The organism is Shewanella kaireitica, assembly GCF_023284045.1.
GTDB lineage: Bacteria > Pseudomonadota > Gammaproteobacteria > Enterobacterales > Shewanellaceae > Shewanella > Shewanella kaireitica.
This window is the reverse complement of record NZ_JAKIKQ010000002.1, coordinates 224,873-251,305: the sequence shown is the minus strand read 5'-3', so window position 1 is coordinate 251,305 and position 26,433 is coordinate 224,873. Positions and strand designations below refer to the sequence as shown.

Here is a 26,433-nt window from a genome sequence, read left to right as displayed (position 1 = left end):
GGATAAAATCTAATGAATTCAAACAAGAATAACAGCTATAGAATAACGGTTGAAGAGCTTATTGCTGAGGCTGACAAGCCAGCTAGAACCATTGAATTTGAGTTTGAAGATAGAGAAGATCTGTTTCAGCTGGTAGACAACTTGAAGCGAGCTAGCGGATTACAACCGACGTTCGCTGTTAGGTTAGCCGTTGCTCTTCGTTTATTAGGGCCAATGATGGTGCAGCAACGTAAGCACCCATTATTTGTCGACTTTATGCCGCATTTTAAAACATTTATGCTGCAATTAAAGAATACTATTAAGTCTAAACTGAGCTGAGAAGTCGTTTGATTATTCCATATTTACCTGTGGCCAGGCGCCTAAAATCAGCCGCACATTGAGTGACGGCTGATGCTGTTTAGGCTGACAGGTTGGTTATTTTTTGGCTCGTAGATGTTTAACAACATCAAAGGCGGCTTGGTATTCTTTGTTAAAGTGATCGTATGGTGCGGGCAATTCAGACTGCACCATGCTGTTGATTGCGATAATAGTGCCAGATTCTGGGTCAGCCCAAATGAGCTGTCCTGCCCAGCCACTGTGACCAACACCATATTCATTCATGATGGCAGACTTGTAGTAATGGCTGTCGATATGGGTCAGCTGCGCTGGAACGGGTTGACCTGCTTTGGCTGCATCTTTGATATCTTTAGTGACTTGGGCTTTATCGCTAATGAGTAAGCGACCGTAGCGTGCAAAGTCGATAGTTGAAGACATCATTGAGGCGCCAACCACTGGCGTGCCAGCAAAATCAGTACCCATGAACATGGTATTTTCACCACCCACCTCGTGGAATAAGTCACGCACCTGTTTCGCTAATGATTCTCCTGTCGCGGCTTCGACTAACCAGCCAACAACACTGGTATTAATGGTGGCGTAATTGGCAATTTCACCTTGCCATTCGTTGCTGTCACCCATCGCTGTAATTGATTCTATCCATTCACGTAACTCCATGCGGTCATCATTACGTTGCATACCGATAACGCTTTCATCTTTGTCGAAGTTAGCAAGTGCATCTTTATCACCGGTGTAAGCAGCAAGCTCTGCCACAGAGTGGTTCACATTCATAGCGGCAACGTCACCGACTGTTCTGCCTCTAAAACCACTACCTATGGTTGGGATATACTTTTCAACTTTGTCCGTTAGCTTAATCTTGCCATCTGCAATCGCCTTATTGAGCAGGATATAACCAATAGACTTAGTTGATGACTGGTCTGAGAAAGTCGTATTGCGGTCGTGACCATTTCTATATTGTTCAAGTAGCACATCACCATTGCTATTCATGATAACAACAGAGCCTGTGGCTGGATGATTCAATATGCGAGCGAGTGAAGGGATCTCATGAAGATCATAATCTCGTTTTTGATGATTAACCTGAAAGAGATCTTGTGCATTAACCGCCAGCATATTGGGGTAAAAATCTTTCATCTGTGCTTGGCCTACATGGCGTTGTTGCTGCCAAGTATCAATGTTGACGGGTACTTGATTTGACGGCGCGTTGTTAGCATGTGCTAATCCCATAGTCGTTGCTAAAGACATGGCTATGACCAGTGTTTTAATTGAGTTTTTCATAAAGGTATCCTCGTTGTATCAATAGTGTTATTGCTGAAAACAAGGTTATTATCTATAATGATTTCGATATTTGTTAATAGGTTTCCTATGGTTTTCCAATAGGAATAATTGGAGAGTTAACACCATGATCAAACCTGACTTACTCAAATGCTTTATTGCAGCCGCTGATACGGGATCATTTTCTGCCGCGGGTCGATTGATAGGAAAACACCTAGCAACGGTTAGCGGCAATATTGCACGTTTAGAAGATGAGCTTGGGGTGCGCTTATTTGACCGGGATGGTAAGTATCCGCAACTGACCGACGCAGGCCTAAACCTTTATGATGGTGCCAAAGTCGTGGTTGATAGTGTTGAGCGCTTTACCCGTAATGCCAGCCAGCTTTCCGCTGGAGTGCCTGCCGCTTTTACATTGGCGATTGATGAAAATGTCGATTTTCAACCAATAGCTCTGCTGCTAAAGCAAGCACAACAACAATGGCCGCACCTGCGTTTTAAGGTAATGTGTCATTGCGTCAGTGACATTTTTGATTCGGTAAGGGAAGGCGAGGTTGATTTAGCACTGACCCCCAGCCTTGAAGGAAACAGTCAGTTCTATGAATTTCAAGCCATTGGCCATTGCGACGTAATGATAGCTTGTAGCAAGCAGCATCCGCTGGCGAAAAAACGCCAAGTGACTAATGATGACTTAATGGCGCATACACAGATATTAAGCAGTGCGCTAGATAAACAAGATACTCTCTATAACGTGACAAAAATGTCGCCTTCGGTCTGCTGTGTAAATGGTTACCAGAGTATGTTGCAACTGGTACAAGCTGGAGTTGGCTGGGCGATGCTCTCTTCACCCCATAAGGAGGTGCAAGATATCAAAATTTTAACGCCTGAATTTATGCAAACTCAGATGCAGATCCAATATGATCTCATCTGGCCGAAAAATCAGCCGCTAAATGAAGTGCATCAATTTTTTATCCAAGGTATAAAACCGATTTTTTCTAAGGCTTAATGCCTCTTTCAAGCTAGCAAACACGCTAAATGCCGCTTTATTTGTGCTCCTGAATCACCGCTGAGGCATATCCTCAGCTCGATCCTTTCATTAATCATTTAATTGAAGTTTGCTGTTTTTATCGCAGAGGCCGAATGTAAGCAATTTGTATTGTGAATTTAAGAAATAAATCATATTCGAGGCGTATTGTGTTGCTACTAGGTAAAAGTGTGGTCTACCGCAGCATTCTTAATATTGTTTATCGCTACCATTAGCATCGAATTATGCATGGTTAACTTATCTCAAGGAGTATTTATGTCCCTTAGCCATCAGCAAAAAGTGTACATTCCCAAGGACGTTAGAAGTAATCAATACATCACAGCAGAAATTAAAGTCACAGATGCTTTGTTAGCTCATTTCCCAGATTACAAAACCTGCTATCAAATGCTTAGCCGCAATATCTTCAAGCTTGCGGATCAGACTGAGCTACACAATGTCCATGTGATCACCAACGATAAGTTACCTGTAGTTCGTTTTCATACTGAAGCCTATTGTTTCCCTACCGCCGAACAGATTGTCTTTTTCTATAACCCTGAATACCATGAAGCTCAAAGCTTACATAGCCAAGATGATTACAAGGCGCGCAAGATCCGCATAGTATTCTTGGCGACGGGTGAAGATATTCGAGCAAACTCTGCGAGCTTCCATATCAAGGTTCAATCTTTCCTTGGCAAGTTGACACCGCAGTTACCAGAGAAAGATCTGACGATTAAAATTCGTGATCACCAACATCTGTCTTATGATCTTTTTGCCGCGGCGAAAGGTAATAAGGCGACTTACGGTTACAAATTACGATCTATTAGCAATCGGTACGCGGCAAGAAGTTGTCCAGTGCCCGAAGGTCATGGCTCTTTGTGTTATGTCACGGTAAAACTGCCATTAAGTCGTAAGTTAAAGCAAGCGACATTAGCTGAAGCTACTGATGACTTCACGCCTTTATATCAAAAGCTCGAAGATGCCTTTGTACAAGCTACGGCCGCCAAACAACTGAACCGAGTAGCTATGGTGGCCAACGGATTGACTCCGCTGGTACGCAATAGTAAGTACGATCAAGTTGATGGTACTGACGAAGTACAAATGCTTGGTTTTGACCCTAATATCGAAGAGCAGCAGTTTATTAGCCACTGGGATGGCAGCCGTTTAGTTGAGATGGTGAGCTTTACCATTGCGGCAGGTGCACAAGATTCAAAAGATGGCGCACTTGGCCGTTATTTGAATCGGGTTGAAGAAGCCCTTAAGCGTTTAACTTCAGAGCTTGAATTAGACAGATCACGCGATGATCTTATCGTGAGGTTCCATCAGCATATTAGCTATCAAGTACCAGAGCAGCTGATTAGCTGATCTGCAAATACAAGGTAAGTGGGAGTATTTTTCCCACTTACTCTCTGATTGATGTTGCCTCATTTTGCAGTTCATTGCAGCACGCTTTATTATCTTCTACACCGCCACCACTATTGGCTAAATACCTCGTTAAAGATGCTTTTAAGCAATTCAACTTTGCTGGTTTCCCGTGGATTATGTTTACACACCATCGACAGATTAAATTGATAGCTGGCGCTGTGTTGATGGATAATTTTTAGCTGCTTAGACGCCAGTTCCTGCTGGATATAGCTAAGGGGTAGATAACCGATATAGCAGCCTGACAGGATTAAGGTTTTACGGGTATCAAACTGATAGGCCTTAGCAGAGAGGTTTAAGCGTTTTAATTGCTCCCTGCCATCGGTATCGATATCAACTCCAGGGTGAACAGCGGGGACTTGTGCGAGCATTTCTGCACTTATTTGAGCGTCATCTAAAGAGAAAAATGGGTGTGAATGACCGCAACAAAGGTAGATGGGTTCATTGTAGATGGTCTGATAATCGAGCCCTTCAACCTGCTGATAGCTTGGCAATAGCCCGATATGTGCTTTCTCTTTTAATAGACATTTCTCGATATGCTTAAGGGCTTCGTTATCGAGTACTAGGTGCAGTTGTGGTTGAGTACGGTGTACTTTCTCAATCACTTGAGCCAGCTTTAACTGCATGCGCGTATCAAGCTGGTCGGCACAAAGTATAATGAGTTCACCACTCAACTCTTCACCTAAGTTATTCACTAGTCTAGAAAAGTCATTGAGTGAATCAAATAGCTCAATGCAAGCATGATAAACCGCTTGGCCATCTTCGGTCAGTGCAAATCCTCCTCGGCCACGGCTACACAGCTTTAGTTTCATACGGCTCTCTAGATTAGACATATGTACGCTAATGGTAGAGCGAGTAACGCCAAGCTCAGCTTCCGATGCAGAGAAGCCACCATTTTCAACAACGGTGCGAAAGATCCGCAGTAAACGTAGATCATATTCAGTCACTGCTTTGGGGATGATAGAGCTTTTGCTACCCGTTTTTATCATCTTGTTATTTTCCAATTAGAGATATAGTTTTACAGCGGTAAAACATAAGGTTTATTGTTTTGTATTTAACCCGAGTTACTTTTACGATTCAATAGCAAGATGAATTTTAAAGCCTGTTTTAGTTTTGCCAAAGAAATGGGCTCCATCATTAGATGAAATGACGCGCTGGAGTGATTATGCAACAAGTGAATGATTCAGGATTAGTGAAGCTGAGCTCTTACATTGATGGTCAATGGATTGAAGGGCAAGAGCGCTTCGAGGTGATTAACCCCGCCAATGACCAAGTTGTTGCGCAGGTAGTTAATGCGGGAATAGCTGAAACAGAAGCTGCAATTGTTGCCGCTAAGCGTGCTTTACCTGCTTGGTCAAAGCGCTCGGCTAACGATCGCGCTGCAATTATGCGCCGTTGGTTTGAGCTAATGATGGCAAGCCAAGATGACCTAGGGCGTATTTTAACGCTGGAGCAAGGTAAGCCTATAGCTGAAGCAAAAGGCGAAATAGCCTATGGCGCAGCCTTTATTGACTGGTTTGCAGAAGAAGGCAAGCGAGTATACGGAGATACGATTCCTGCACCAGCCAGTGATAAGCGTATTGTAGTGATTAAGCAACCTGTTGGCGTGGTTGCATCGATCACCCCTTGGAACTTTCCGAACGCCATGATTGCTCGTAAAGCGGCTGCTGCGTTAGCAGCGGGTTGTACTTTTGTGGTTCGTCCATCACCGTTAACACCACTTTCAGCTTTAGCAATGGCAGAGCTTGCAGAGCGAGCAGGTGTACCCGCTGGAGTGTTAAATGTGGTGGTGGGTGAAGATGCGGTTGGCATGGGCAAGGTATTGACCGAGCATCCAGATGTAGCCAAGTTTACCTTTACCGGCTCTACGGCAGTGGGCAAAATATTAATGACACAAACCGCTAGCAGTGTGAAAAAAATATCAATGGAACTTGGCGGTAATGCACCTTTCATCGTGTTTGATGACGCAGATATTGATGCTGCGGTGCAGGGCGCAGTTATCTCAAAGTATCGTAATGCTGGTCAAACTTGTGTTTGTACTAACCGTATTTTAGTGCAACAGGGAATCGCTCAAGAGTTTACTGATAAGTTTGCCGCTGCAGTTGCCGAATTACAGGTTGGTGATGGTTTTACCGAAGGGGTTAATGTAGGCCCGATGATCAGTGCTCAGGCAGTTGCTGGAGTCAATAAGTTGGTGCAAGACACACTTGCGGCTGGGGCTAGTTTGCTTAGTGGCGGTAAGGTCAGTAGCGCTGGTAGTCACTTTTATGAACCTACCATAGTGACTGGTGTGACTAATGATATGCCACTGGCCAGTAATGAGATTTTTGGACCTGTAGCCCCGATCATCAGTTTCGAAACTGAGGAGCAAGCTTTGGCACTGGCGAATGACACTGAGTATGGTTTAGCGGCGTACTTTTATTCTCGTGATATTGGCCGAGTTTGGCGTGTCGGTGAAGGACTAGAGTACGGCATGGTCGGCGTCAACGAAGGTATTATTTCAAATGCCGCTGCGCCATTTGGCGGAGTGAAGCAATCGGGTAATGGCCGTGAAGGCTCCAAGTATGGTTTAGATGATTATATGGAAATAAAGTATCTGTGTATGGGCGGCCTAGAGCGTTAATCGCCAGTTAACATCAATAGGATTTGAGTTATGACAAATATCAGCTTGCAAGAGAGAAAGGTTAAGGTGATCGCCCGCGGTCAAGGCAATGTGTATCCGGTATATGTTGATAGAGCCGAAAATGCTGAGCTTTGGGATGTTGATGGCAATCGTTATATCGATTTTGGCACGGGCATCGCCGTATGTAATACCGGCCATAGTCACCCTAAGGTGGTGGCTGCGGTTAAAGAGCAACTTGATAAGTTTAGCCACACTTGCGTGATGGTGAACCCTTATGAATCAGCGGTTAAACTGGCAGAAAAATTGACCGAACTGGCTCCTGGCGATAGCGACAAAAAAGCTATTTTCGTTACTACGGGCGCCGAGGCGGTGGAGAACTGCGTCAAGATCGCACGGGCTCATACCGGACGTCGTGGGGTGATTGCCTTTAACGGCGGTTTTCATGGCAGAACCAATCTGACAATGGCATTGACGGGAAAAATTAGCCCTTATAAACACTTATTTGGCCCTTTCCCCGGTGATATCTATCACGCACCCTTTCCAACTGAGCTACACCATGTATCAGTGAAAGCATCACTGAAAGCACTCGAGAATCTGTTTAAAGTCGATATTGCACCCACGGATGTTGCGGCCATTATTGTCGAGCCAGTGCAAGGCGAAGGCGGCTTTTACGCTGCACCTGCAGAGTTCTTACAAGCGCTACGAGCATTGTGCGATACACACGGTATTGTGCTGATTGCCGATGAGATCCAGACTGGCTTTGGCCGCACTGGCAAGATGTTTAGCTTTGAGCATGCCGCAGTAGAGCCAGATCTCATCACTATGGCTAAGGGGATTGCGGGTGGATTTCCAATCGCAGCAGTGGTGGGTAAAAGTGACATCATGGATGCGCCGCTGCCCGGTGGGCTTGGTGGCACTTATGGCGGCTCGCCAGTAGGCTGTGTCGCAGCCCTTGCCGTGCTTGAAGTGATTAAAGAGCAGGGGCTAGTAAAGCGTGCAGACCAGATAGGCCAAATATTTAATGAGCAGCTTTCACTGTTGCAATCTCGCTATCCGAAGGTGATTGCAGAAGTTAGGAATCAAGGCGCGATGATCGCTATAGAGCTCGTCAACCAGGGCGACAGCGAACAGCCTAATACTGCGCTGACTCAAGCTATTATCGCTAATGCGGCCAAGCATGGGCTTATTCTGTTGGCTTGTGGTTTTTACGGTAATGTCATCCGCTTCTTGCCTGCGTTAACCATATCTGATGAGCTGATTTATGAAGGTTTAGATAAGTTTAATCAACTATTTGACTCGTTATCTGACGCTTAACCGTTAGCTGAAATCATAAGGCTTGGTAGCATAACGCTAGCAAGCCTTTTTTATGCGCTAAATACATAATTTTGCCTATGCTTATTTTATTGGAACGCAAGTCGAATAAAATCATAAAGGAATAGCAATGGCAAACCCAATTGTGGCAGCAATAGCACCTAAAAAAGTCAGCCTTAATAAAGGGGAGGAGTATTACTTTTGCACTTGTGGCCGCTCTAAAAGCCAGCCTTTTTGCGATGGCTCCCATGCTGGCACAGAGTTTACCCCAAAAGCGTTTACCGCCGAGCAAACAGGGGATGCGTATTTGTGCCAGTGTAAGCATACCGCTAACCCTCCCTATTGTGATGGCAGTCATAAACAATTTGATAAACAACAAATTGGTAAAGAGGGACCGGGCGTGCAGGTCCAAGCCGCTGCAATCCCTGTAGCGACTGCAACCAAGGAGGAACCAACGGTTGAATTCATCCATCAACTGGCGCGAGATGGCTTGTCTAAAATGGGGCATCATGGGCCGATGACATCGATGGGCGTGCCTCGTTATCAGTTACCCCATTGGGATGAGTTACAGATAATGGCTGCACAGATGGCCAGTAAACCATTGATGGAAGATGTTGCGGTTACAACAGAGTTAGTGATCGGTCCCAAAGCCAGAAAGCCGCTCAAACTGAATATTCCACTGTTCGTATCAGACATGAGTTTTGGTGCTTTGTCTGAAGAGGCAAAAACAGCTTTAGCTAAGGGAGCTGAGCTGGCTGGCACCGGCATTTGCTCTGGTGAAGGGGGAATGCTGCCCGAAGAGCAAGCGGCTAACTCTCGCTATTTCTATGAGCTGGCAAGCGCAGAGTTTGGTTATGATGAAGCAAAACTCAGGAATGTGCAGGCATTCCATTTTAAAGGCGGACAAGGGGCCAAAACGGGTACTGGAGGTCACCTACCTGCCAATAAAAATGTCGGTAAGATCTCTAAGGTGCGAGGTATAGAGGCGGGCACTGACGCTATATCACCGCCAACCTTTAAAGAGCTAGTCACGGTGGCCGACTTTAAACGTTTTGCTGATCGCGTCCGCGATGTTACTGGTGGGATCCCGATTGGATTTAAACTCAGTGCCAACCATATCGAAGCCGATATTCAGTTCGCACTCGATGCCAGTGCGGATTACATCATTCTAGATGGCCGCGGCGGTGGCACTGGTGCGGCGCCGGAGATGTTTAGGGATCATATAAGTGTACCGACGATCCCAGCCTTAGCACGAGCGCGAAAGTACCTCGACCAACAAGGAGCGAGTGACAGAGTCACATTGATTATTACAGGCGGGCTGCGAGTCCCCATCGACTTTGTTAAAGCGCTTGCGCTCGGCGCTGATGGCGTTGCAGTGTCTAATAGTGCCATGCAATCGATTGGCTGTGTCGCTGCGCGTATGTGCAACACCAATAATTGCCCTGCGGGAATTGCGACTCAAAGAAAAGATCTGCGCCAACGGCTTAATGTTGAAAAATCAGCGGTTCAATTGCAGAACTTTTTCAACGCCTCCACTGAGCTTATGTCAGTGATGGCCAGAGCGTGTGGTCACGACTCATTAGCTAAGTTCAATCAGCATGATTTAGCAACTTGGCATAAGGAAATGGCTGAACTATCTGGGGTTAAATACTCAGGAGTCAGCGAGTTAAAGTAGGATTTTAATACCCGTATTGCTAACTAGCTTTAAGTGGCGATTGTTTCCGTTTCATCTGCTGGTTTGCGATAAAGAGATATTCATCACCAATATGGTCAATTGATATTGTGATCTGTATCATACGCGCCAGATAATTTCATATTAAGACTGACAAGATGAGCCAAATCAATAAACATGCGACTAATGCACTGCTAAAACAAGCCCATAACAATATGCCTTTAGGGGTTGCTGATAGCTACCGCTACTGGGGCGAAGACAATACTGTATTTGTGAAAAGTAGCTTGGGCTGCACCATTACAGACGCTGACGATCAACAGTTCATTGATTTTCGTCTCGCATATGGTCCAATCATTTTGGGTTACCGCGATAGTCGTGTCGATCAAGAGGTGGTTGCAGCGATAACTGAACGTGGCACCATTTCAGGTTTCTCAACCGATTTAGACTCGCAAGTGGTCGAGTTGATTAAGTTGATGTGCCCAAATATAGACAAGATGCGTTTTGCAAACTCGGGCACCGAAGCTGTTATTGGCGCGGTGCGCACCGCTCGTGGTTTTACTGGCCGTAACAAAATCGTTGTTGTAGAAGGTGGCTTTCATGGCCTATACGACGAGATGATGTGGAAATCAGATGTTGATAACTGGGATAACACCACCGAAGCTGCACCAAAGATAGCATCTTTTGGTGGCGGAATTCCTGAGGCGAGCCGTGAGCATTTAGAGACGGTACCGCTAAATGACTTTGCTGCTATTGATGAAGTGTTTGCCCGCGTGGGTGAAGACATTGCAGCTATCGTCATAGAGCCGATTTTGGGTAACTGTGGCAGTATCGCTTCTAGCCAAGAGTACATGCAGAAGTTACGTGACATCTGTGATGCTAACGGCAGCTTGTTGATTATGGATGAAGTTAAGACAGGTTTTCGCGTCGCAAAAGGGGGTGCCCAAGAGCTTTATGGTATCCATGCAGATTTAACTACCTATGCTAAAGCAATGGGCAATGGTTACCCAGTTGCCGCTTTTGGCGGTCGAGCCGATGTGATGGACGTGATTAGCTTTAACAAAAAGGGTGTCACTCATGGCGGTACTTATACTGCGAACATGATTGCTCTTAGTGCAGCCAAAGCCACACTGACTATTTTGAATGAAAGCGATGCCTATGCCAGCATCAATAAAGCGGGGGCAGATATTCAGCAAGTATTGTCACGGGTATTTAGTAAGCACGGCATCGAGCATAAGTTTGCTGGCCCTGATTCGATGTTTGGTATCCATTTTGGCAGCCAAGTGCCGCAAAACTACCGTGATTGGAAGCAAACGGATAGCGAGCTATATACTGAGTTTGCGATGAACCTGATTGAGAGCGGTATTATGCTAGAACCAGATTCACGTGAGCCTTGGTTTATTTGTGAAGCCCATAAAGATATCGACTTGGCCAAGCTAGAGCTGATTGCTGATGCCGCCATGGCAAAGGCGATTGCCGAGCGCAGTTAAGTTTTGTATTGTTAACTTGCAGTTGGTATTAGAGATAAAAAAAGAGGTTAACCATAGGGTTAACCTCTTCTGTCTCAAAAGTACCTAAAGACACAGGTTGATGATCTTTACGTAAAACTTTTATACCAAGCTGGTTAGCATCTCATCTGAATATGATACTAGTTCGTTGCCTTGCCTTACTTTGGCAACATAATCAGGGTTAGCAATAAAGGGTCTACCAATAGCAAGCAGGTCGAATTGGTTGTTACGAATTGCCGCACTGCCCGTTTCGGCGCTATAACTACCAACTCCCACCAAGGTTTTGCTGTAAACACTGCGCACGTAACTTGAAGCGCTGCCGCCTAGATAGTCAAACTGCATCGCGTCGTCGAAAATACCGATATGTAAAAAAGCTAAATCACGCTGCTCTAGCTCTGTTAAAAAATAGTCAAATACGCTGCGATCTCTATCGTCGCTAGCCATATTAAAATAAGCCCCTGGTGATACTCGAAGAGCGGTTCTGTCATTGCCGATACGGGCGCAGATTGCATCGACCACTGCCAATGGGAAGCGCGCCATATTTTCTGGGCTTTGACCATATTCATCGCTGCGACGATTACTGTCGTGATGTAAAAACTGATCGATGAGGTAACCATTTGCACCGTGGATCTCAACGCCGTCAAAACCAGCATCAATTGCGTTTGCTGCGGCTTGGGCGTAATCGGCAATGAGTTTGGTAATGTCATCATGGCTAACCGCTTTTGGCACTTGGTAGCTTAGTTCACGCATTCTGGACAGGTTGCCTTCAAGACCTATTGCCGATGGAGCCAATACGTCAGCGGTGCCTGACTTTTCGAAAAAGTATGGGTGCGCGACTCGACCTGTATGCCAAAGCTGGGCAAATATTTTGCCGCCTGCTTGATGCACTGCATCGGTAACGGTGCGCCAGCCATCTATTTGTGCCGGGGTAAACAAGCCTGGAGTATTAGGGTAGCCCTGTCCATCGGGGCGAATAATCACCGCTTCAGAGATAATAAGCCCGGCTTCTGCACGGCAGGCATAGTAATCAGCCATGGCCTGAGTCGGTACTAGTTCATCATCTGCCATGCAACGAGTTAACGGCGCCATAAGAATGCGATTGTCTAAGGTAATGGTGTCGTTGAGTGCAAATGGTTGAAATAGATTGTCAGTCATGGTGATCTCCGTTTCTTGAATGAACATTCAAGATATTCTTATTTGAATAATCATTCAAGTATTATTTTGAACAAACATTCAAAATTAAGTACACTCAGATTATCGCGTTTAGTTAAGTTAACCTTTGGAGCCTCAGGCCGCATGCGCAATGCCGAATTTGATAGAGAAAAAGTATTGAGATCTGCCATGACCGCTTTTATGGACAAAGGTTATGGCAAGACCAGTATGCAAGATTTGACCAAAGCCACAGGTCTACACCCTGGTTCTATCTACTGCGCATTTGATAATAAACGTGGCCTATTGATCGCGGCATTAGAGCAATACAAAACCGATAGAAGCGCCGAATTTCAGCAGTTCTTCTCAGGTAACCATGCTGTACTTGTCGAGTTAAAAGCTTATTTGGATAACATCGTACAGGAGTGCATTAGCTGTGAAGCTGCAAAAGCCTGTTTACTGACAAAAGCGCTTAATGAGATGGCGCAACAAGATGAAGATGTACAAAAAATCATTACTGAGAATTTAGCGAATTGGCAGCAAGGGATTGCAGACGTGATTGCTAAGGCGCAGGCTAACGGTGAGCTTAGTAGCGAGCGTGATAGCCTGCATCTAGCACGTTATTTAGTGATGGGTATTTATGGCTTAAGGACTTTCGCTCATACACACCCAGAGGCAGAGACGCTGCAACAGCTTGCGGAGCAACTCTTCGCTGACATTACAGCTTAACCTTCAATAAACTGGGCTTACTTTTGCCGCCTGCTGCGCCTGTAAAATATCTTTAGTATGGCGCTAATTGGTGTTTGAGCTCGCGTGCTCTATTTGTTGATGGTTTGTAATTTTAGTTGGGATCATCTACCCTGTTTGTTCATTTTAAGGGCATTGCATAATGGTTTAATGAGTATAACGCGAGCGATTATACCCAGTGCAGTAGCTACAGGAGAAGCATGCCGGACTCTGATATATCACCTCAATTCAATGCAAAAATGGCGATCAGCGATTATAAGAAAGTAATCCAAGATGCCGACAATTACTTCAATAAAAACTTTACTCACGTTGCTATCGACGAAATCGTAAAGCTGCGGGCTGACTTCTTCGATTCCCTTTTGCAACACCTTTGGGCTTGCGCCGATCTCCATAATGAAAACATCTCCCTCAATGCCGTTGGTGGTTATGGCCGTCAAACATTGCATCTGCATTCCGATATCGATATTTGCGTATTGTTTGATGAAAAGCTTACAGCAGAGCAAGAGGAGCATATTGGCCAGTTTTTCACGCAGTTGTGGGATATAGGTTTAGAGCTCGGCCACAGTGTTTTAGCATTAAATGAGACAGATAAGGCCTGTAAAGATGATATTACCGTTGCTACCTCATTGTTTGAAATCCGTCATTTAAGTGGGCCAGATTCCCATGCAAAGCAGGTATTAGGGCGGTTATATGGTGATGATCTTTGGAGCAGTGAAGCCTTTTTTAAAGCGAAGTTCACTGAGCAAGATGAACGTCATCAAAAAGCTCAGGGCAGTGCTTTTAGTTTAGAACCTAATCTTAAAAATAGCCCTGGCGGCATGCGTGATATTCAAACGCTTATCTGGGTTACCCGCAAATACTTTGCCGCTCAAGATATGGCAGCACTTAGACGATTTGGTTTCTTTACCGCCGATGAACATGCGGAACTATTAGAGTCACAGCACTTTATCTGGCGGGTTCGTTGGGCATTGCATGCTGCCGCTCAGCGCTCTGAAAACCGTCTGCTCATAGCGCTTCAAAGCGATGTGGCAAGCTTGATGGGCTTTGGTGATAATAGTCACCTTGCTATTGAAAAAATGATGCGCCAGCTTTACCGAGCAATGAGGCGTATTAGCGAGCTTAATCAAATGCTGCTGCAGTATTTTAAAGATGAAATACTGGTACAGCTCGATAAAAAATCCACCCCGATAAACCAACATTTTGAGATCAATGGCCGGATGATCAATGCTCGTCATGATGATGTCTTTGTTGACCGTAAGCAGCTTATCGCGCTGTTTATTCATATTGCTGAGAATGCCGATGATATTGATGGTATTTCGCCGCAAACTATTCGACTAATCCGTCAAGTCCGTCGACGCTTGTTGGGCGACTTACAAGATTTTCACCGCTGCCGCAAAGAGTTTCTTGCACTGTTTAGGCATCCGCAAGGGATGGGACTTGCGCTGTCATTGATGCATAAGCATGGCATTTTAGCCTCCTACTTGCCGCAGTGGCGTGAGATCTGTGGTCAGATGCAGTTCGATCTTTATCATGTCTACCCCGTTGATGAGCATACCCACAAGTTGCTGAAAAACTTATATGCGTTAAGTGGTAAACCTGAGAACCCATCGCTGGTACAACCGGCGGCAGTATACAAGTCGATAGAGAATAAAGAGGTGCTGCTGTTAGCGGCATTATTCCACGATTTAGCAAAAGGGCGCGGCGGCGACCACAGTGAACTTGGCGCGGTTGACGCGCTGCAGTTTGCTAAGTTCCACGAGCTGAAACCGTCGCAAGCAAAGGTTATTGCTTGGTTAGTTGAAAACCACCTGTTGCTGTCGCTCTCTTCACAGCGACTCGATATTTATGACCCGTCAGAAGTGAAAAACCTCGCCAAAGCGATAGGCACTAAAGCTAGACTTGATGCACTGTATTGTTTAACGGTTGCCGATATTAAGGCAACGAATGACGATTTGTGGACTAACTGGAAAGCCACCTTGCTTAGAGATCTCTATCTGTCGATAAGTTATGCGCTGCGAAACGGTTTAGAGAATGTGCTAGAGCAGCGAACAATAGTTCGTGAGCATAAAAACGAAGCGTTAGAATTGATGGGAGTCAGCGAAACTCCAGAGGCGATTAAGCAGCTTTGGAAGCGACTACCCTTGTCATTCTTCAGTAATGCCCAGCCTAGTGAAATAGCCCGTTACTCGCAGGCGATGACAAAGTACCCGGCCGATAGAGCGCTTATCCTGCTTGATGAGAACACCACTAAGGGCAGTAGTGATCTGTTTGTGTATATGAAGGATAAGCCCGGGCTGTTTGTGACGCTATTTAATACTTTGGCCTCGCTACAGATCTCAGTGCAGCAAGCCCATATCTCCAAAACAAAAGATGGTTATGTGGTGGAGTCATTAAAGATCCTCGACTACGACCATCACCCGATCCGAACCGCAGGACGGCGTGAACGTATTAAGCAGAAACTGAAGCAGGTACTGTTTGAAAACAGAAAGCTGTCGAAGAAGCGTCAGAACAGTAATCTGGGCTCTTTTGCCAGTGAACCTAAAGTGGAGTTTTTGCATTCTCGCAAAAAAGACAGAACACTGATCAGTGTGACTGCGCTGGATAACCCTCAGTTTATGAGCCACTTCTGCAGTGGTTTTAGACGCTTTGAACTTAATATCCACTCAGCAAAAATAACCACTGTGGGTGAGCAAGTGGATAATGTGTTCTTAGTTTCTGATAAAGATGGGCAATCTTTAGATGAAGAAAACAAGCAGGCGCTAAAATCCTTCTTTGTTGATTTTATTAAAGAACAGATCCCCGCTTAATCCTCGTAAATTAACTAAGCTTTTAGCGTGGTATTGCGCCAGCTAAAAGCTTAGTTATTCTTTATTATTGAATCACCAAATAGCTGCAACATCTCTGTTTCTTGTGATTGATATGCTTGATTTGAAACGAACCGTTTGGGTCGCTATTCAATTAAAACCCCTTAATAGCTCACAGTTTTTATACTCGCTAGACTCTAGGATGTTGAGCACTAGTCCTAGTAATAGTAACCGTGATGGAGTTTACCCATGTCTAATGCCGTTCATTCCCCAAGACCGATCATTCTTGATTGCGACCCAGGTCATGATGATGCAATTTCTCTTATTCTTGCTCTGAGCAGCAAGCAGTTGAACCCGCTAGCGGTGACCACTAGTGCAGGTAACCAAACTCCCGATAAAACCTTAAACAATGCGCTGCGAGTGCTGACTATGTTAGGCCGCAAAAATATTCCAGTTGCTGGTGGTGCCATTAAGCCGTTAGCTCGTGAACTGATTATTGCTGATAATGTGCATGGTGAGAGCGGGTTAGATGGTCCTGAGCTACCCGATCCTAACTTTGAGCCATTAGCATGTTCAGCTATCGAGTTAATAGCACAGCAAGTGCGAGCAAGTAGTGAGCCTGTGACCTTGGTGCCATCGGGGCCGCTTACCAATATTGCACTGTTTTTATCAACCTACCCAGAGCTGCATAGCAAGGTTGAACGCATTGTGTTGATGGGCGGCGCTGCTGGTGCTGGAAACTGGACTCCCGCGGCTGAATTCAACATTTTTGTCGATCCAGAAGCCGCTGACATGGTGTTTAAAGCGGGGATCCCAATCACCATGTGTGGTTTGGATGTGACTCATCAAGCGCAAATTATGGATGAGGATATTGAGCGCATAAGAAAGATTCCTAACCATGTAGCCAAGTGCGTTGCTGAGCTGTTGGACTTTTTCATGATCTATCATCGCGATCCGAAATGGGGTTTTGAAGGGGCGCCTTTGCATGATCCTTGTACCATCGCTTTCTTACTTAAACCTGAGCTGTTTAGCACTTACGATTGCTGGGTTTGTGTGGAAACCAAAGGCGAACATACCCAAGGGATGACAGTTGTTGATCGCTATCAGTTGACGCAACATCCACACAATACTCAGGTACTTTGCGATTTAGATAGAGAGGGTTTTGTTGATCTGATTGTTGAATGTTTAAACGCTTACACTGATTAGGATTGCTATAAAAGCAGTAGGAGCGAGCTCCTACTGCTATGCGACTTGCCATCACGGTAACGTAACCATGGCCACGACAAAAGTAAGCACTTTGACTATTACTTGATGTCGATGACAATTTTGCCTACATGCTGCTTTTGGGAAAATGAGCGCTGTGCTGCTGGAATATCTTTTAAAGCATAAACCTCTGCAATCAAGGGTTTTATGTTGTTCTGCTCGATATGCTTAATCAGCGCCTGAAACACCCCTGCTTGCAACACTGTACAACCAAACAAGCTAAGATCTTTAAGGTAAAGTGTTCTCACATCTAGGTCCACCATTGGTCCGCCAATGGCACCTGCAACGGCGTAGCGTCCGCCCGGGCGAAGTAGCTCTAGTAGTTGTGGCCATTGTTTACCTGCAACGAGGTCAATAACCACGTCAACACTGTTGCTGGCCAACACTGTCAGCAGATTATCGCTGCGATCAATGACTTGATCTGCGCCAATGCTCAATAGCTGTTCTCGTTTTTCCCTGCTAGTGATAGCAATGACAAATGCACCACGCGCTTTTGCAAGCTGCACCGCGGCAGAACCAACACCACCTGACGCGCCCGTAATAAGCACTCGCTCTTGGCTTGATACATTGGCCTTAGTCAGCATATTTTCTGCTGTAGAGTATGAGCAAGGAAAGGAAGCCAGTTCGATATCTGAAAGAGCGGAGTTGATCGCGTATGCATGCACTGCATCCACGCTAGTGTATTGTGCAAAGCCACCATCGCACTCTGAGCCAAAGTACCAAGGCGACGTTAATTTCTTGCCGTTTACATGTGTGATGCAAGGTTCAATTAACACACGTTGGCCGATACGTTGTGGATCAACATTTTTGCCGACGGCAACGATTTCACCGCAGACATCGGCGCCTTGAATGCGTGGAAATGTCAGTGCTTGTCCTGACCAACTGGCATCTTTACTGTTTGCAGAGCTTTTTGAGTACCAAGCGGTACGGGTATTGATATCGGTATTGTTCACACCTGCAGCAGAGACTTTAATTAATACTTGGTTATCGAGTATTGTTGGCACTGCTACAGCTGAATTATGCTGCAACATGTCAAAATCACCGTGGCCGACTAAAGTCATCGCTTCCATCGTGTCTGGGATATTGCCTGGAATCGAGCTAGATGCTGTCAGTTTCATTATTTGGGCCCTAATAGAATGCGGGTAAGTTGCTCTGCACTGTTAATAATAGTCTCTCCCATTAATGGCCAAGCGCTCGCTATTCCTTCATGGATCAAAAAAAGCGTTTCAGCACAATCCGGATGTTGACTTTGTTGTCCTAGAAATTGCTGCACGGCTTGCTTGTGGCTGTTAACGGCTTGGGCAATCTGCTGGTTATCTGGAAATGCTGCAATGGCTTGCATAGACATACAACCGTTAGGTGCAGATTCTTTCATCCATCGATGCAATTGTTTAAAGGTATGGGTAACAGCGTCTAAGCCTAGTGATGGCGCACCTTGAGTTAAGAATGCAAGGTAGCGTTGTTGGCGGTGCTCCAACGCAGCAATAATCATCTGCTCTTTTGAAGGATAGTATTTGTATAGGGTGCGCAGACTCACGCCGCTGGCTTTTTGCAATATAGCGACACTGGGTTGCGCAAAGCCGTGTAGAGCAAAAGCAGCTTCAAGATTGGCGGCGATCTGTTGATCTGGCATGATATACATCTTTAAGGTAGAGTAAATATTCCACCTAGGGTAGAGTGTTCATTCTACCTGTGTCAACTCCAGCTATGTTTTTTGTATTATTGCTCACTTAAAATCACAGTAAGTATGGCGGTCAAAGATTAAGTAGTTTTCGAGATAGCCGATTTAATGACTAAATATCGATTGAATTAATGTGTAAAATGACGCTATGAACGAAAAAGTCACCATCTCACTTCCTGCGCTTATTCACCGAATAGGTAGAGACTCAACTAACCAAGCTAAAGTACTTGCTCGGCTACATAGTTGTGAGCTAAAGCGTGTGCGTCGCTCACGTAACTGGGCGGTAACTGGGGAGGCGATGAGTATTCAATCATTTAAAGAACAGTTAAAATCTCAAACCAGTAGCGAGTGGATTTATCTAACTAAAAAGCTTGAAACAGCGCTACTGAAACATGCTGATAAATTAGAGCCGTTATCAGCCAAACTGGCTCGTTTAATCAGTGAAAACGACAATATCACGCTTGCTGAGCTTATCCATCTCACCGATTGCACCCTAAGTGAAGCCAGAAGTGCACGTTTTAACGCAGAACCTTGGTAGGGGATTGCAGGACTCAGCCTTATAGCTGAGTCTGTAGCTTCGATATTTAAGCTGTTGGTTTAATTGATTGGGCAATAGTATTGCTGTTCGCTACGCGGCTTGAAAATAAGCGTTCACGGATCACATCGTAAGCCCAGTTATAGATAATCGCGTACACCAGAAAGAAGATAACCACGCCTAAATCCATAATGAATACGGTCCAGAAATCCAGTTGTAGCACCCACATCATCAAAGGGAGTGTGGCGACAATCATGCCAAGTTCAAATCCGAGTCCATGGCCTAAGCGCATCTTTATAGAACGCTTGATGCGGTTTTGACCAAAGATGCGGTCAAAGCCTAAGTTATAGATGTAGTTCCATACCATGGCGATTAACGACAAGCCGACAGCCAAGCCAGTGGCTGATTTTGCTTCTGTATCGGTAAAGACTAGCGCCGCAGTGATGACGAAAACCAAGGCAATCGCTTCAAACAATACGCTGTGTAAAATACGCTCTTTAACATTCATAATCAGTCTCACTTTAGCTTGTTCAGTAGTTCTTAGGGGGATATACCCGTTCTACCTCAAGACGCTTGATTTCAGTGGGAATTAACAGTGATTTAGACAAGGCTTTGGCCGCGGTGCAATAGCTAGTCTATTGCCAAGGTCAGTCACGCAGACTAAATCACTGTTAAACCCACCCCAATGGGAGCGCCTGAGCAAACCCACTTCGACGTTACAAAGCCTAAAAAGGGAGCGACCATTACTGCGACTTTGCGCCTTGAATTAGTTTCGCTCAGGTTGCTCTGAAACATGCACTTTGAGGTAGTACGGGTATAATCATCAATATTAGAGAAAGAATCTAGTTAGTTACTATCAGGAAAAGTGATATGTATAACTTGGAACAGTTAAGAATGTTTGTTGAAACTGCTGAATCGGGGTCATTCTCGGCGTGTGCTAGACGGCTCGGCAAGGTGCAATCAGCAGTGAGTCAAGGAATCGCGAACCTTGAGATAGAGCTAAACACTAGCCTTTTTGATCGTACTAGCCGCAAACCCACGTTGACTGCTCACGGTGAAAGATTGCTGCCTTTTGCGCAGGCCATTTTACGGCAAACCTACGAGTTAGACTCTGTGACTAATGCGCTTAATCTTTCCCATGAAACCGAGATTAAGCTAGCAATCGATGATGCGTTGCTGCCGATGATGGCACGTATATTAGATTCTTTTGCAGAGCATTTTCCGGGTACTAATCTTGAGCTGTATGCAGTAGCGACTCCAGATGTATTAAGCTTGGTTGATGGTGGTAAAGTGGATTTGGGCTTAATGTTTGCCAGCAGCGAGTTTCCACAGAAAGTCGATGTTTGTTATGTTGGAAACATGCCATTTAATGGTGTGGTCAGTCCCGGGCATCCTTTGGCTGAGCTTAAGATGGTATCTGTTGCTGATCTAATCCCCCACCGCCAGCTGTTGATCCGTAGTCTTGATGGGCAAGCGTTAGCCCACAGCCCAAATGTTTCTTCACATATCTGGTGGGGCAGCAGTTTTAATGCAATCAACGCCTTGGTTAAACAAGGGTTAGGCTGGGGATATATTCCGGCTTACATGGCAGAGCAATATGAGCGTCAAGGTGAGATGGTACGCTTGCAACTTAGCTTTGATCATAAGCCATGGCGTGTGCCCATTGACCGAGTGATTGCTAAACAAAAAGCCAAAGGGCCGGCGTTAAGCTGGTTGGCTGATGCAGTGACAGATCTACTTGACGACTAGTGAGAAAAATCAGCTGCTAGCCTGACCCCATATCGCAATATGTCTTTGCTACATGAGGCCAGTTTTGCGACTCCATTTAGCTCAACACTGGGTCTCTGCAGTTAACGTTGGTGTAGACGGGTTTGCTGGTGCTGGCGTTGCTAATGCTTGGCTTATTTCGCTTGTTTGGATCGTATCGTTGAGCATATACCTTGCTAACCAAGCCGTTAGAGGAATGGTTAGCACTATACCAACACTGCCAGCTAGCGCATGAATAATGCTTAAGGCGATAACGGGAGTATTGATAAACTGCGTGAGCGGCATATCTAAACCCCAAACCATCATAATGGTGGTTAAAGAGCTGCCAGCAAAGGCGAGAATGAGCGTGTTAGTCATGGTACCCATAATATCTCGTCCGATATTCATACTGGCTTTCATTAGCTGTTTTGGGCTGAGTTTTGGGTCGGTGATCTTTAACTCGTTATAGGCCGATGCAATGGAGATCGCGACATCCATGACTGCGCCCAATGCTGAAATCATGATGGCAACAAACATTAACCAGCGGATCTGAATAGGCTGGGTAGCAAGGTAGATCACATCCTCGCCTTTATCTAAGTAGATGCCAGAAAGGTTGGCAAATTCACCAAACACCTGCGCCATAATACCGGCCGCAATGACCCCGAGTAAGGTGCCACCCATGGCGCAAAAACTTTTGCGATTGTAGCCGGAGACTAATATGAAATTGACGACGATTTTCAGTCCCATCAGGATGATGGTAATGACAACTGGATTCCAGCCTGCAAAAATTGCAGGGATTAACACGCCGACAATCAGCGCGGCGGTAAAATAGAGTGAGATAACTGAATTCAATCCCTCTTTCTTGCCGAATGACAGCAGTAATAATAGAAAGGCAAAGCACATCCAGTAGATAGCGGTGGAGCGTTTGTGGTTATAAGCCCAATACACCGTACCGTTTGGCGTCTCTCTTATCATCATGATAAAGATGTCTCCTTCAGCCACAAGCACATTATGCTGTCGGCTGAGAGGATTCTGAACTTCGACGATTTTACCTGTTTCATTGCCTTGTAAGATCTCTGCGGTTATAACCTGTAAGCCCGTTAATATAGAGGGGACACGGGGATCTGGAGCAAGGTTATTAGAGATAACTGAGACTACACTAGCCTCTACGAACTGCTGTTGTAGCGGTGTCTTTGGTTTTAAACTGTCGCTTAAGCTTGGAGAAACATAAAAGATAAGTGTTGAAACCAAAGCAATAAATAGGGTGAATCGATATTTTTTTAGCATAGGGTATTAGTCATTCGTTGGCGCTAATATTGTTAAGTTAACGGCGAATTTGTCGGTAGGAATTCGCCATTAACTTAAACAGAATAGGCCTGCGAACAGGCCTTTTTTACTGCGATTTACTCAGTAACACAACCAGCATAATCTTGGGTTGGATTCACAGTATATGAGTTCACGTCATTGACATTGACCGCATCCAAAATACCTGGGTATTTAGGGTTATCTGGATCAATGTTGACACAAATTTCTTTGCTAATCAGTCTATTCCATAGAGCCTGACCTGAACCATTATCGGTGCGGAGTAGGGTAATAGCACCGTTATCTTGGTACTGCTTAATTTCCCAGTTAGGGTTAGTGAAATCACTGGCATTTACGCCTTTGTTGTCTGCCACGTACTCAGTCAACATATCGCGGATAGCGTAAACAGGTTCATTCACTGAATCATAGAAAACATCTTCACCGCTTGCCCAGCCAAACTTCTTAATGTTTGAACCCCAGCGATAGCTGTTTAGCGCAACCTTGTAGATAGCCGTTGCATCGAATGGTTTACCATCAATTTCGATGATCTCGATGCGATTACCTTCATTAGTGACGGTATAGTTGTCATCCATTGCGAATGAATCACCAGCTAAATCAACCACGAACTCAATTTTTCCATCGAACTGATCGTACATGTACGCTTTAGCACCTTTGCGGAACGATACGGTAATGTCACCGTCTTTGTAGGTATTGAAGTAAGTGTAAGACCACTCCATATAACGCTTAAGGTTGGCGCCTGTCATATTAATACCGATAAGGGTATTGTCATACTTATACAGGTTAGTTGAATCTTTCTTAGCGTACTCTTGACCGTCAATGAGATTAGAGCTATCTGAGAACAAAGACGCGGCAGAGACGACTGCTCCAGATTTCTCTAGCTGGATTTGGTTAATGAAATCCATTAACGCAGTATCCATTACTTTAGCAGTATGAATGGTTGAATACAGGCGGCCTGATTCATGGTCGTAATCTTCATGAACCGCTTCGTCTGCACCTGTGCCCGGTGTAAAGTCGCCACCGACAAGGCCTAGAACCAATTGAGCGTCCGCTTTAGAGATGTCATGAACATACTGGAACTGTGCAGTGGTAATTTGGCTTTCTTCGATATTCTTTGAGGTGATATTGCTCAGAGTGGTATCGACCATTTCCCATTTACCATCGTTTTTCTTAAGCTTAATATCGGCCTTAGCTAGCGCCCAGCCCCACTTGCCTGGTTCAATGATTTTAACGCTCTGAGCACGATTGCTTTCATCATAAGTGCCAGACAAGGTTTTATCTTCAGTGGTATCAGCACCTTCAATTGAGATATCTGTAGAGGCTATCTCTGCACCCTCAGTAGCTTTTTGGATACTTTCAATATAAGTCGCGTGTTCATGTCCTGCTAAAATCACATCAAACTTATCGGCCATTTCTGCAGCAATTTTATGCACGCCAGCGCCGCCTTCGGAGCTACGTCCGATATGGAAAGCACCGATGATGACATCAGGACTGAATTTCTCGATCAACTCATCAACTGCTGCACGCGTTGAGGCAAGTTCTTCATCAAACTTAAGACCTGCAAAGTGGCCTGGTGCAGAGGCTTCCCAGTTAGGTACGTTTGATGGGCTTACACCCACGATTGCTACTTTGGCACCATCAACTTCGAAAACTTGGAAGGCACGGATGTAGTTGGCATCGTTCTCTTCCCATTTGATGTTGTTTGATACAACAGCACCATTGAAATGGTTTAGGTTACGATCGATGAAGCTTCGCTCGAAGTTAAACTCATGGTTACCTGGAACCCAAAGGTCATAATCAAGTGAATTTAAGGTTGCAACGACAGGGTGAGTAGGATCGTCGTTGAAAAGTTGTGCTGAGTTGCCTTGAACGGTATCACCGATATCAATCAAGATCATGTTTGGATTGTCCGCTTTTGCTGTTTCAAGCAAAGTGGAAATACGTGTTAAACCTGCATCTGAATCTACTGCATCTAGCGCATAGTCATAGCCAAAAATTCGGCCGTGAAGATCTGACGTTGCCCCAATAGTAATGGTGACTTCGTCGACTTCATTTTGACTCTTTACGATGATGTCTGGTGTATTGGTTAGTGTTTTTCCCTGCGTAACAACAGGTGCATAGCCGCTATCGGTATTAATAATTGTTTCATCATCCGAACAGCCAGCTAAAGCCGCTAGTACTGCTAAGCACAATACACTGCGAGTAGTTTTTTTCATGTTCAACCCCGTATTATTTTAAATAGCGCATTATTTGCACCAATATGAATAAGGCTAATTCTTATGGTTTAAAATATTAGAATTAATGGGTTATCCTAATGCTTTATTAAAGCCAAATCAGAGTCGTGTTATTGAAACTATATAATCTCTTTGTAAATAGATAAGAGATAGAATGTTTCGCTCTGTTTTTTCTTTAATAAGATTCCTTAGCCTTTAAGTAAATTACGAAATAGTTAATTAGATACTTTATAGTAACTTTTAATTAACTCTGTTGAATTGTATCGGCTTTAATATTAATGGTCGTGATCAGCTTCACACATAATGCGTTACAAATGGATACATGTTGGTTGTAAAAGAACATTTTCGAAATGCAGTGACAAAATCTCAGTGTTTACAACGAGTAATGAAATCCATAAGCGGTTAGATTAGATTTTATCTGTTTTTACTGTAATTCGTTGACCGTTTATCATTATTTACAATCTCATTTAAAATGAAATTATCGACTAATATACTTACTGCTGATGTAGTAATACTTAACACAAAGTTTATAATGTCGATGCCTTTAGAATATTGCCAATATTTACGCTCGCTAATAAATAGTTCTCTAGATATCCTATAGCTCAGTATATAAATACTATGGTGTAAACAGATGGGTTGAGTCAATTGTATTTGTGAATATGAGCATTATGTCTTGACTGTTTTCGTTAAACTTTATAGGGAGAGTAAAGTGAAAAAAATATCGAATATAATACTGACGGCATTCCTAATCAGTTTTTTGCTGTTTACTTTTAGCATAAAAGCTAATGGGGAAGTTGTGGATGATAATAAGCCCAGCGATTTTTTCTCCCTTAATGAAATAAAAAAAGTCCCCGCTGCGACAGTTCCTCCACTTGAATTTATCGCTGCCAGCGATGGTGAAACTCTGGCGCTACGCAGTTATATTCCACAAAAGCCTAAAGCTGTCGTTCTCTTTTATCATGGGGCTGGTGCTCATAGTGGCTTAATCTATCCACATGTTGGCGTGGGGCTGCGTGATAGTTATAACATTGCGGTATTGACTCCTGACATTCGTGGACACGGTTCATCATCTGGCCCTAGAGGCGACGCTCCTGAACCAGAACAGGTTTGGCAAGATATCAACAGCATTATCGAACATGTGCGTAAACGCTACCCGAGTTTACCGCTTTACTTGGCTGGCCACTCTTCAGGTGCAGGGCTAATCCTTAACTACTCAAGCTGGGAGCAACAAAAGAGTACTGCTGGTTATTTCTTTGTGGCCCCTTATTTAGGATTTCGCTCAGAGACTGAACATGATGAACCCAAGCTGTACTCCTTTAGCTCTGTCAGTGTTTACCCGTTTGTGATCAATGCTATGAGTGGTGGCTTACTTATGGGCCATTCAAAGGCTGTTCAATATCATTTTCCGCAGCAAGTGCTGGATAGTAATCCTAAAATTGTATCTTTCAATACGGTTAATATGTCTAACGCACTGACTCCTGAAGCGCCAGATGAACAGCTGCAACAACTGCAAAGTTACGACTTATGGATTGGTGATAAGGATGAAGCGTTTGATGCGAGTAAGGTTATTGCATTTGCTGAGGCTAATCGGCCAAGGCTTGCAGGAAGTTCTTTAAAAAAATTAGCTGATGAAAATCACTTTTCTATTTTACTCGATATTCACCAATATATTGGCGATGCAATTCAACAGCAAACAAATGAGCGTAAAGCCGAGGCTAAAACACAGCAGCAAAAGTAATAATGGCTACCTGCTTTCGATTCATAACGTCTTGAATAACTGGTTAAATAAGCCAATGTT

Annotated in this window: 21 protein-coding genes; 13 read left to right on the top strand and 8 right to left on the bottom strand. The window is 44.6% G+C overall.

Going from position 1 to position 26,433, the window contains the following annotated elements; all coding sequences use genetic code 11:
• The first annotated feature begins 12 nt into the window (after positions 1-12).
• Positions 13-318: a DUF3861 domain-containing protein gene (locus L2730_RS03640; protein WP_248973354.1), complete on the top strand. Its 306-nt coding sequence runs from the start codon at positions 13-15 to the stop codon at positions 316-318.
• A gap of 96 nt (positions 319-414) precedes the next feature.
• Here L2730_RS03640 and L2730_RS03635 read toward each other — a convergent pair whose 3' ends face one another.
• A complete protein-coding gene (locus tag L2730_RS03635) occupies positions 415-1,608 on the bottom strand; it encodes a serine hydrolase domain-containing protein (RefSeq protein WP_248973353.1) in 1,194 nt (397 codons plus the stop codon).
• A 124-nt stretch (positions 1,609-1,732) separates the two neighbouring features.
• Between L2730_RS03635 and L2730_RS03630 the strand changes: the two genes are divergently transcribed.
• Together L2730_RS03630 and L2730_RS03625 are read left to right on the top strand one after the other, a co-directional pair.
• On the top strand, positions 1,733-2,608 hold the full coding sequence (locus tag L2730_RS03630) for a LysR family transcriptional regulator (RefSeq protein ID WP_248973352.1): 876 nt from the start codon (positions 1,733-1,735) through the stop codon (positions 2,606-2,608).
• A gap of 294 nt (positions 2,609-2,902) precedes the next feature.
• Complete coding sequence (locus L2730_RS03625) at positions 2,903-3,988, top strand: DUF3083 family protein (protein ID WP_248973351.1); 1,086 nt, start codon at positions 2,903-2,905, stop codon at positions 3,986-3,988.
• A gap of 110 nt (positions 3,989-4,098) precedes the next feature.
• On the opposite strand, the gene L2730_RS03620 is transcribed toward L2730_RS03625, so the two are convergent.
• Positions 4,099-5,034, bottom strand: coding sequence for a LysR family transcriptional regulator (locus L2730_RS03620; protein WP_248973350.1), 936 nt, complete (start codon positions 5,032-5,034; stop codon positions 4,099-4,101).
• A gap of 176 nt (positions 5,035-5,210) precedes the next feature.
• Here L2730_RS03620 and L2730_RS03615 point away from each other — a divergent pair, with 176 nt between their 5' ends.
• From L2730_RS03615 to L2730_RS03600, 4 genes are all read left to right on the top strand, one after another.
• Positions 5,211-6,668: an NAD-dependent succinate-semialdehyde dehydrogenase gene (locus L2730_RS03615; protein ID WP_248973349.1), complete on the top strand. Its 1,458-nt coding sequence runs from the start codon at positions 5,211-5,213 to the stop codon at positions 6,666-6,668.
• A gap of 30 nt (positions 6,669-6,698) precedes the next feature.
• Positions 6,699-7,982: a 4-aminobutyrate--2-oxoglutarate transaminase gene (gene gabT / locus L2730_RS03610; protein ID WP_248973348.1), complete on the top strand. Its 1,284-nt coding sequence runs from the start codon at positions 6,699-6,701 to the stop codon at positions 7,980-7,982.
• Positions 7,983-8,109: 127 nt separating this feature from the next.
• Positions 8,110-9,654: a glutamate synthase-related protein gene (locus L2730_RS03605; protein WP_248973347.1), complete on the top strand. Its 1,545-nt coding sequence runs from the start codon at positions 8,110-8,112 to the stop codon at positions 9,652-9,654.
• A gap of 155 nt (positions 9,655-9,809) precedes the next feature.
• Positions 9,810-11,138, top strand: a complete 1,329-nt coding sequence (locus L2730_RS03600) for an aspartate aminotransferase family protein (RefSeq protein WP_248973346.1) — start codon at positions 9,810-9,812, stop codon at positions 11,136-11,138.
• Positions 11,139-11,258: 120 nt separating this feature from the next.
• On the opposite strand, the gene L2730_RS03595 is transcribed toward L2730_RS03600, so the two are convergent.
• Positions 11,259-12,311 carry an alkene reductase gene (locus L2730_RS03595; RefSeq protein WP_248973592.1) on the bottom strand — a complete coding sequence of 351 codons (1,053 nt, stop codon included), beginning with the start codon at positions 12,309-12,311 and terminating at the stop codon, positions 11,259-11,261.
• Between the two features lie 141 nt (positions 12,312-12,452).
• Between L2730_RS03595 and L2730_RS03590 the strand changes: the two genes are divergently transcribed.
• The 3 genes from L2730_RS03590 (at position 12,453) to rihA (ending at position 17,062) form a co-directional block, all read left to right on the top strand.
• A complete protein-coding gene (locus tag L2730_RS03590; protein WP_248973345.1) occupies positions 12,453-13,034 on the top strand; it encodes a TetR/AcrR family transcriptional regulator in 582 nt (193 codons plus the stop codon).
• A 218-nt stretch (positions 13,035-13,252) separates the two neighbouring features.
• The gene (gene glnD / locus L2730_RS03585) at positions 13,253-15,859 is read left to right on the top strand and encodes a [protein-PII] uridylyltransferase (protein ID WP_248973344.1); all 2,607 of its coding nucleotides are present in this window, start codon (positions 13,253-13,255) and stop codon (positions 15,857-15,859) included.
• Positions 15,860-16,105: 246 nt separating this feature from the next.
• Positions 16,106-17,062: a pyrimidine-specific ribonucleoside hydrolase RihA gene (rihA, locus tag L2730_RS03580; RefSeq protein WP_248973343.1), complete on the top strand. Its 957-nt coding sequence runs from the start codon at positions 16,106-16,108 to the stop codon at positions 17,060-17,062.
• Positions 17,063-17,160: 98 nt separating this feature from the next.
• On the opposite strand, the gene L2730_RS03575 is transcribed toward rihA, so the two are convergent.
• Both L2730_RS03575 and L2730_RS03570 read right to left on the bottom strand, forming a co-directional pair.
• Positions 17,161-18,237 (bottom strand): alcohol dehydrogenase family protein, encoded by a 1,077-nt coding sequence (locus L2730_RS03575; protein ID WP_248973342.1) that lies wholly within the window; start codon positions 18,235-18,237, stop codon positions 17,161-17,163.
• The gene (locus L2730_RS03570) at positions 18,237-18,752 is read right to left on the bottom strand and encodes a TetR/AcrR family transcriptional regulator (protein WP_248973341.1); all 516 of its coding nucleotides are present in this window, start codon (positions 18,750-18,752) and stop codon (positions 18,237-18,239) included. The genes L2730_RS03575 and L2730_RS03570 overlap by 1 nt, the downstream gene beginning before the upstream one ends.
• 196 nt (positions 18,753-18,948) lie before the next feature.
• Between L2730_RS03570 and L2730_RS03565 the strand changes: the two genes are divergently transcribed.
• Positions 18,949-19,338 (top strand): ribosome recycling factor family protein, encoded by a 390-nt coding sequence (locus L2730_RS03565; protein ID WP_248973340.1) that lies wholly within the window; start codon positions 18,949-18,951, stop codon positions 19,336-19,338.
• Between the two features lie 46 nt (positions 19,339-19,384).
• Here the strand turns inward: L2730_RS03565 and L2730_RS03560 are convergent, their stop codons facing one another.
• The gene (locus L2730_RS03560; protein ID WP_248973339.1) at positions 19,385-19,843 is read right to left on the bottom strand and encodes a PACE efflux transporter; all 459 of its coding nucleotides are present in this window, start codon (positions 19,841-19,843) and stop codon (positions 19,385-19,387) included.
• 362 nt (positions 19,844-20,205) lie between these two features.
• Between L2730_RS03560 and L2730_RS03555 the strand changes: the two genes are divergently transcribed.
• Positions 20,206-21,084: a LysR family transcriptional regulator gene (locus L2730_RS03555; RefSeq protein WP_248973338.1), complete on the top strand. Its 879-nt coding sequence runs from the start codon at positions 20,206-20,208 to the stop codon at positions 21,082-21,084.
• Between the two features lie 81 nt (positions 21,085-21,165).
• On the opposite strand, the gene L2730_RS03550 is transcribed toward L2730_RS03555, so the two are convergent.
• Both L2730_RS03550 and L2730_RS03545 read right to left on the bottom strand, forming a co-directional pair.
• Positions 21,166-22,368 (bottom strand): YibE/F family protein, encoded by a 1,203-nt coding sequence (locus L2730_RS03550; protein ID WP_248973337.1) that lies wholly within the window; start codon positions 22,366-22,368, stop codon positions 21,166-21,168.
• 116 nt (positions 22,369-22,484) lie between these two features.
• Positions 22,485-24,617 carry a bifunctional metallophosphatase/5'-nucleotidase gene (locus tag L2730_RS03545; protein WP_248973336.1) on the bottom strand — a complete coding sequence of 711 codons (2,133 nt, stop codon included), beginning with the start codon at positions 24,615-24,617 and terminating at the stop codon, positions 22,485-22,487.
• An 814-nt stretch (positions 24,618-25,431) separates the two neighbouring features.
• On the opposite strand from L2730_RS03545, the gene L2730_RS03540 reads away from it, so the two are divergent.
• Positions 25,432-26,373: an alpha/beta hydrolase gene (locus tag L2730_RS03540; protein ID WP_248973335.1), complete on the top strand. Its 942-nt coding sequence runs from the start codon at positions 25,432-25,434 to the stop codon at positions 26,371-26,373.
• Positions 26,374-26,433 lie beyond the last annotated feature (60 nt).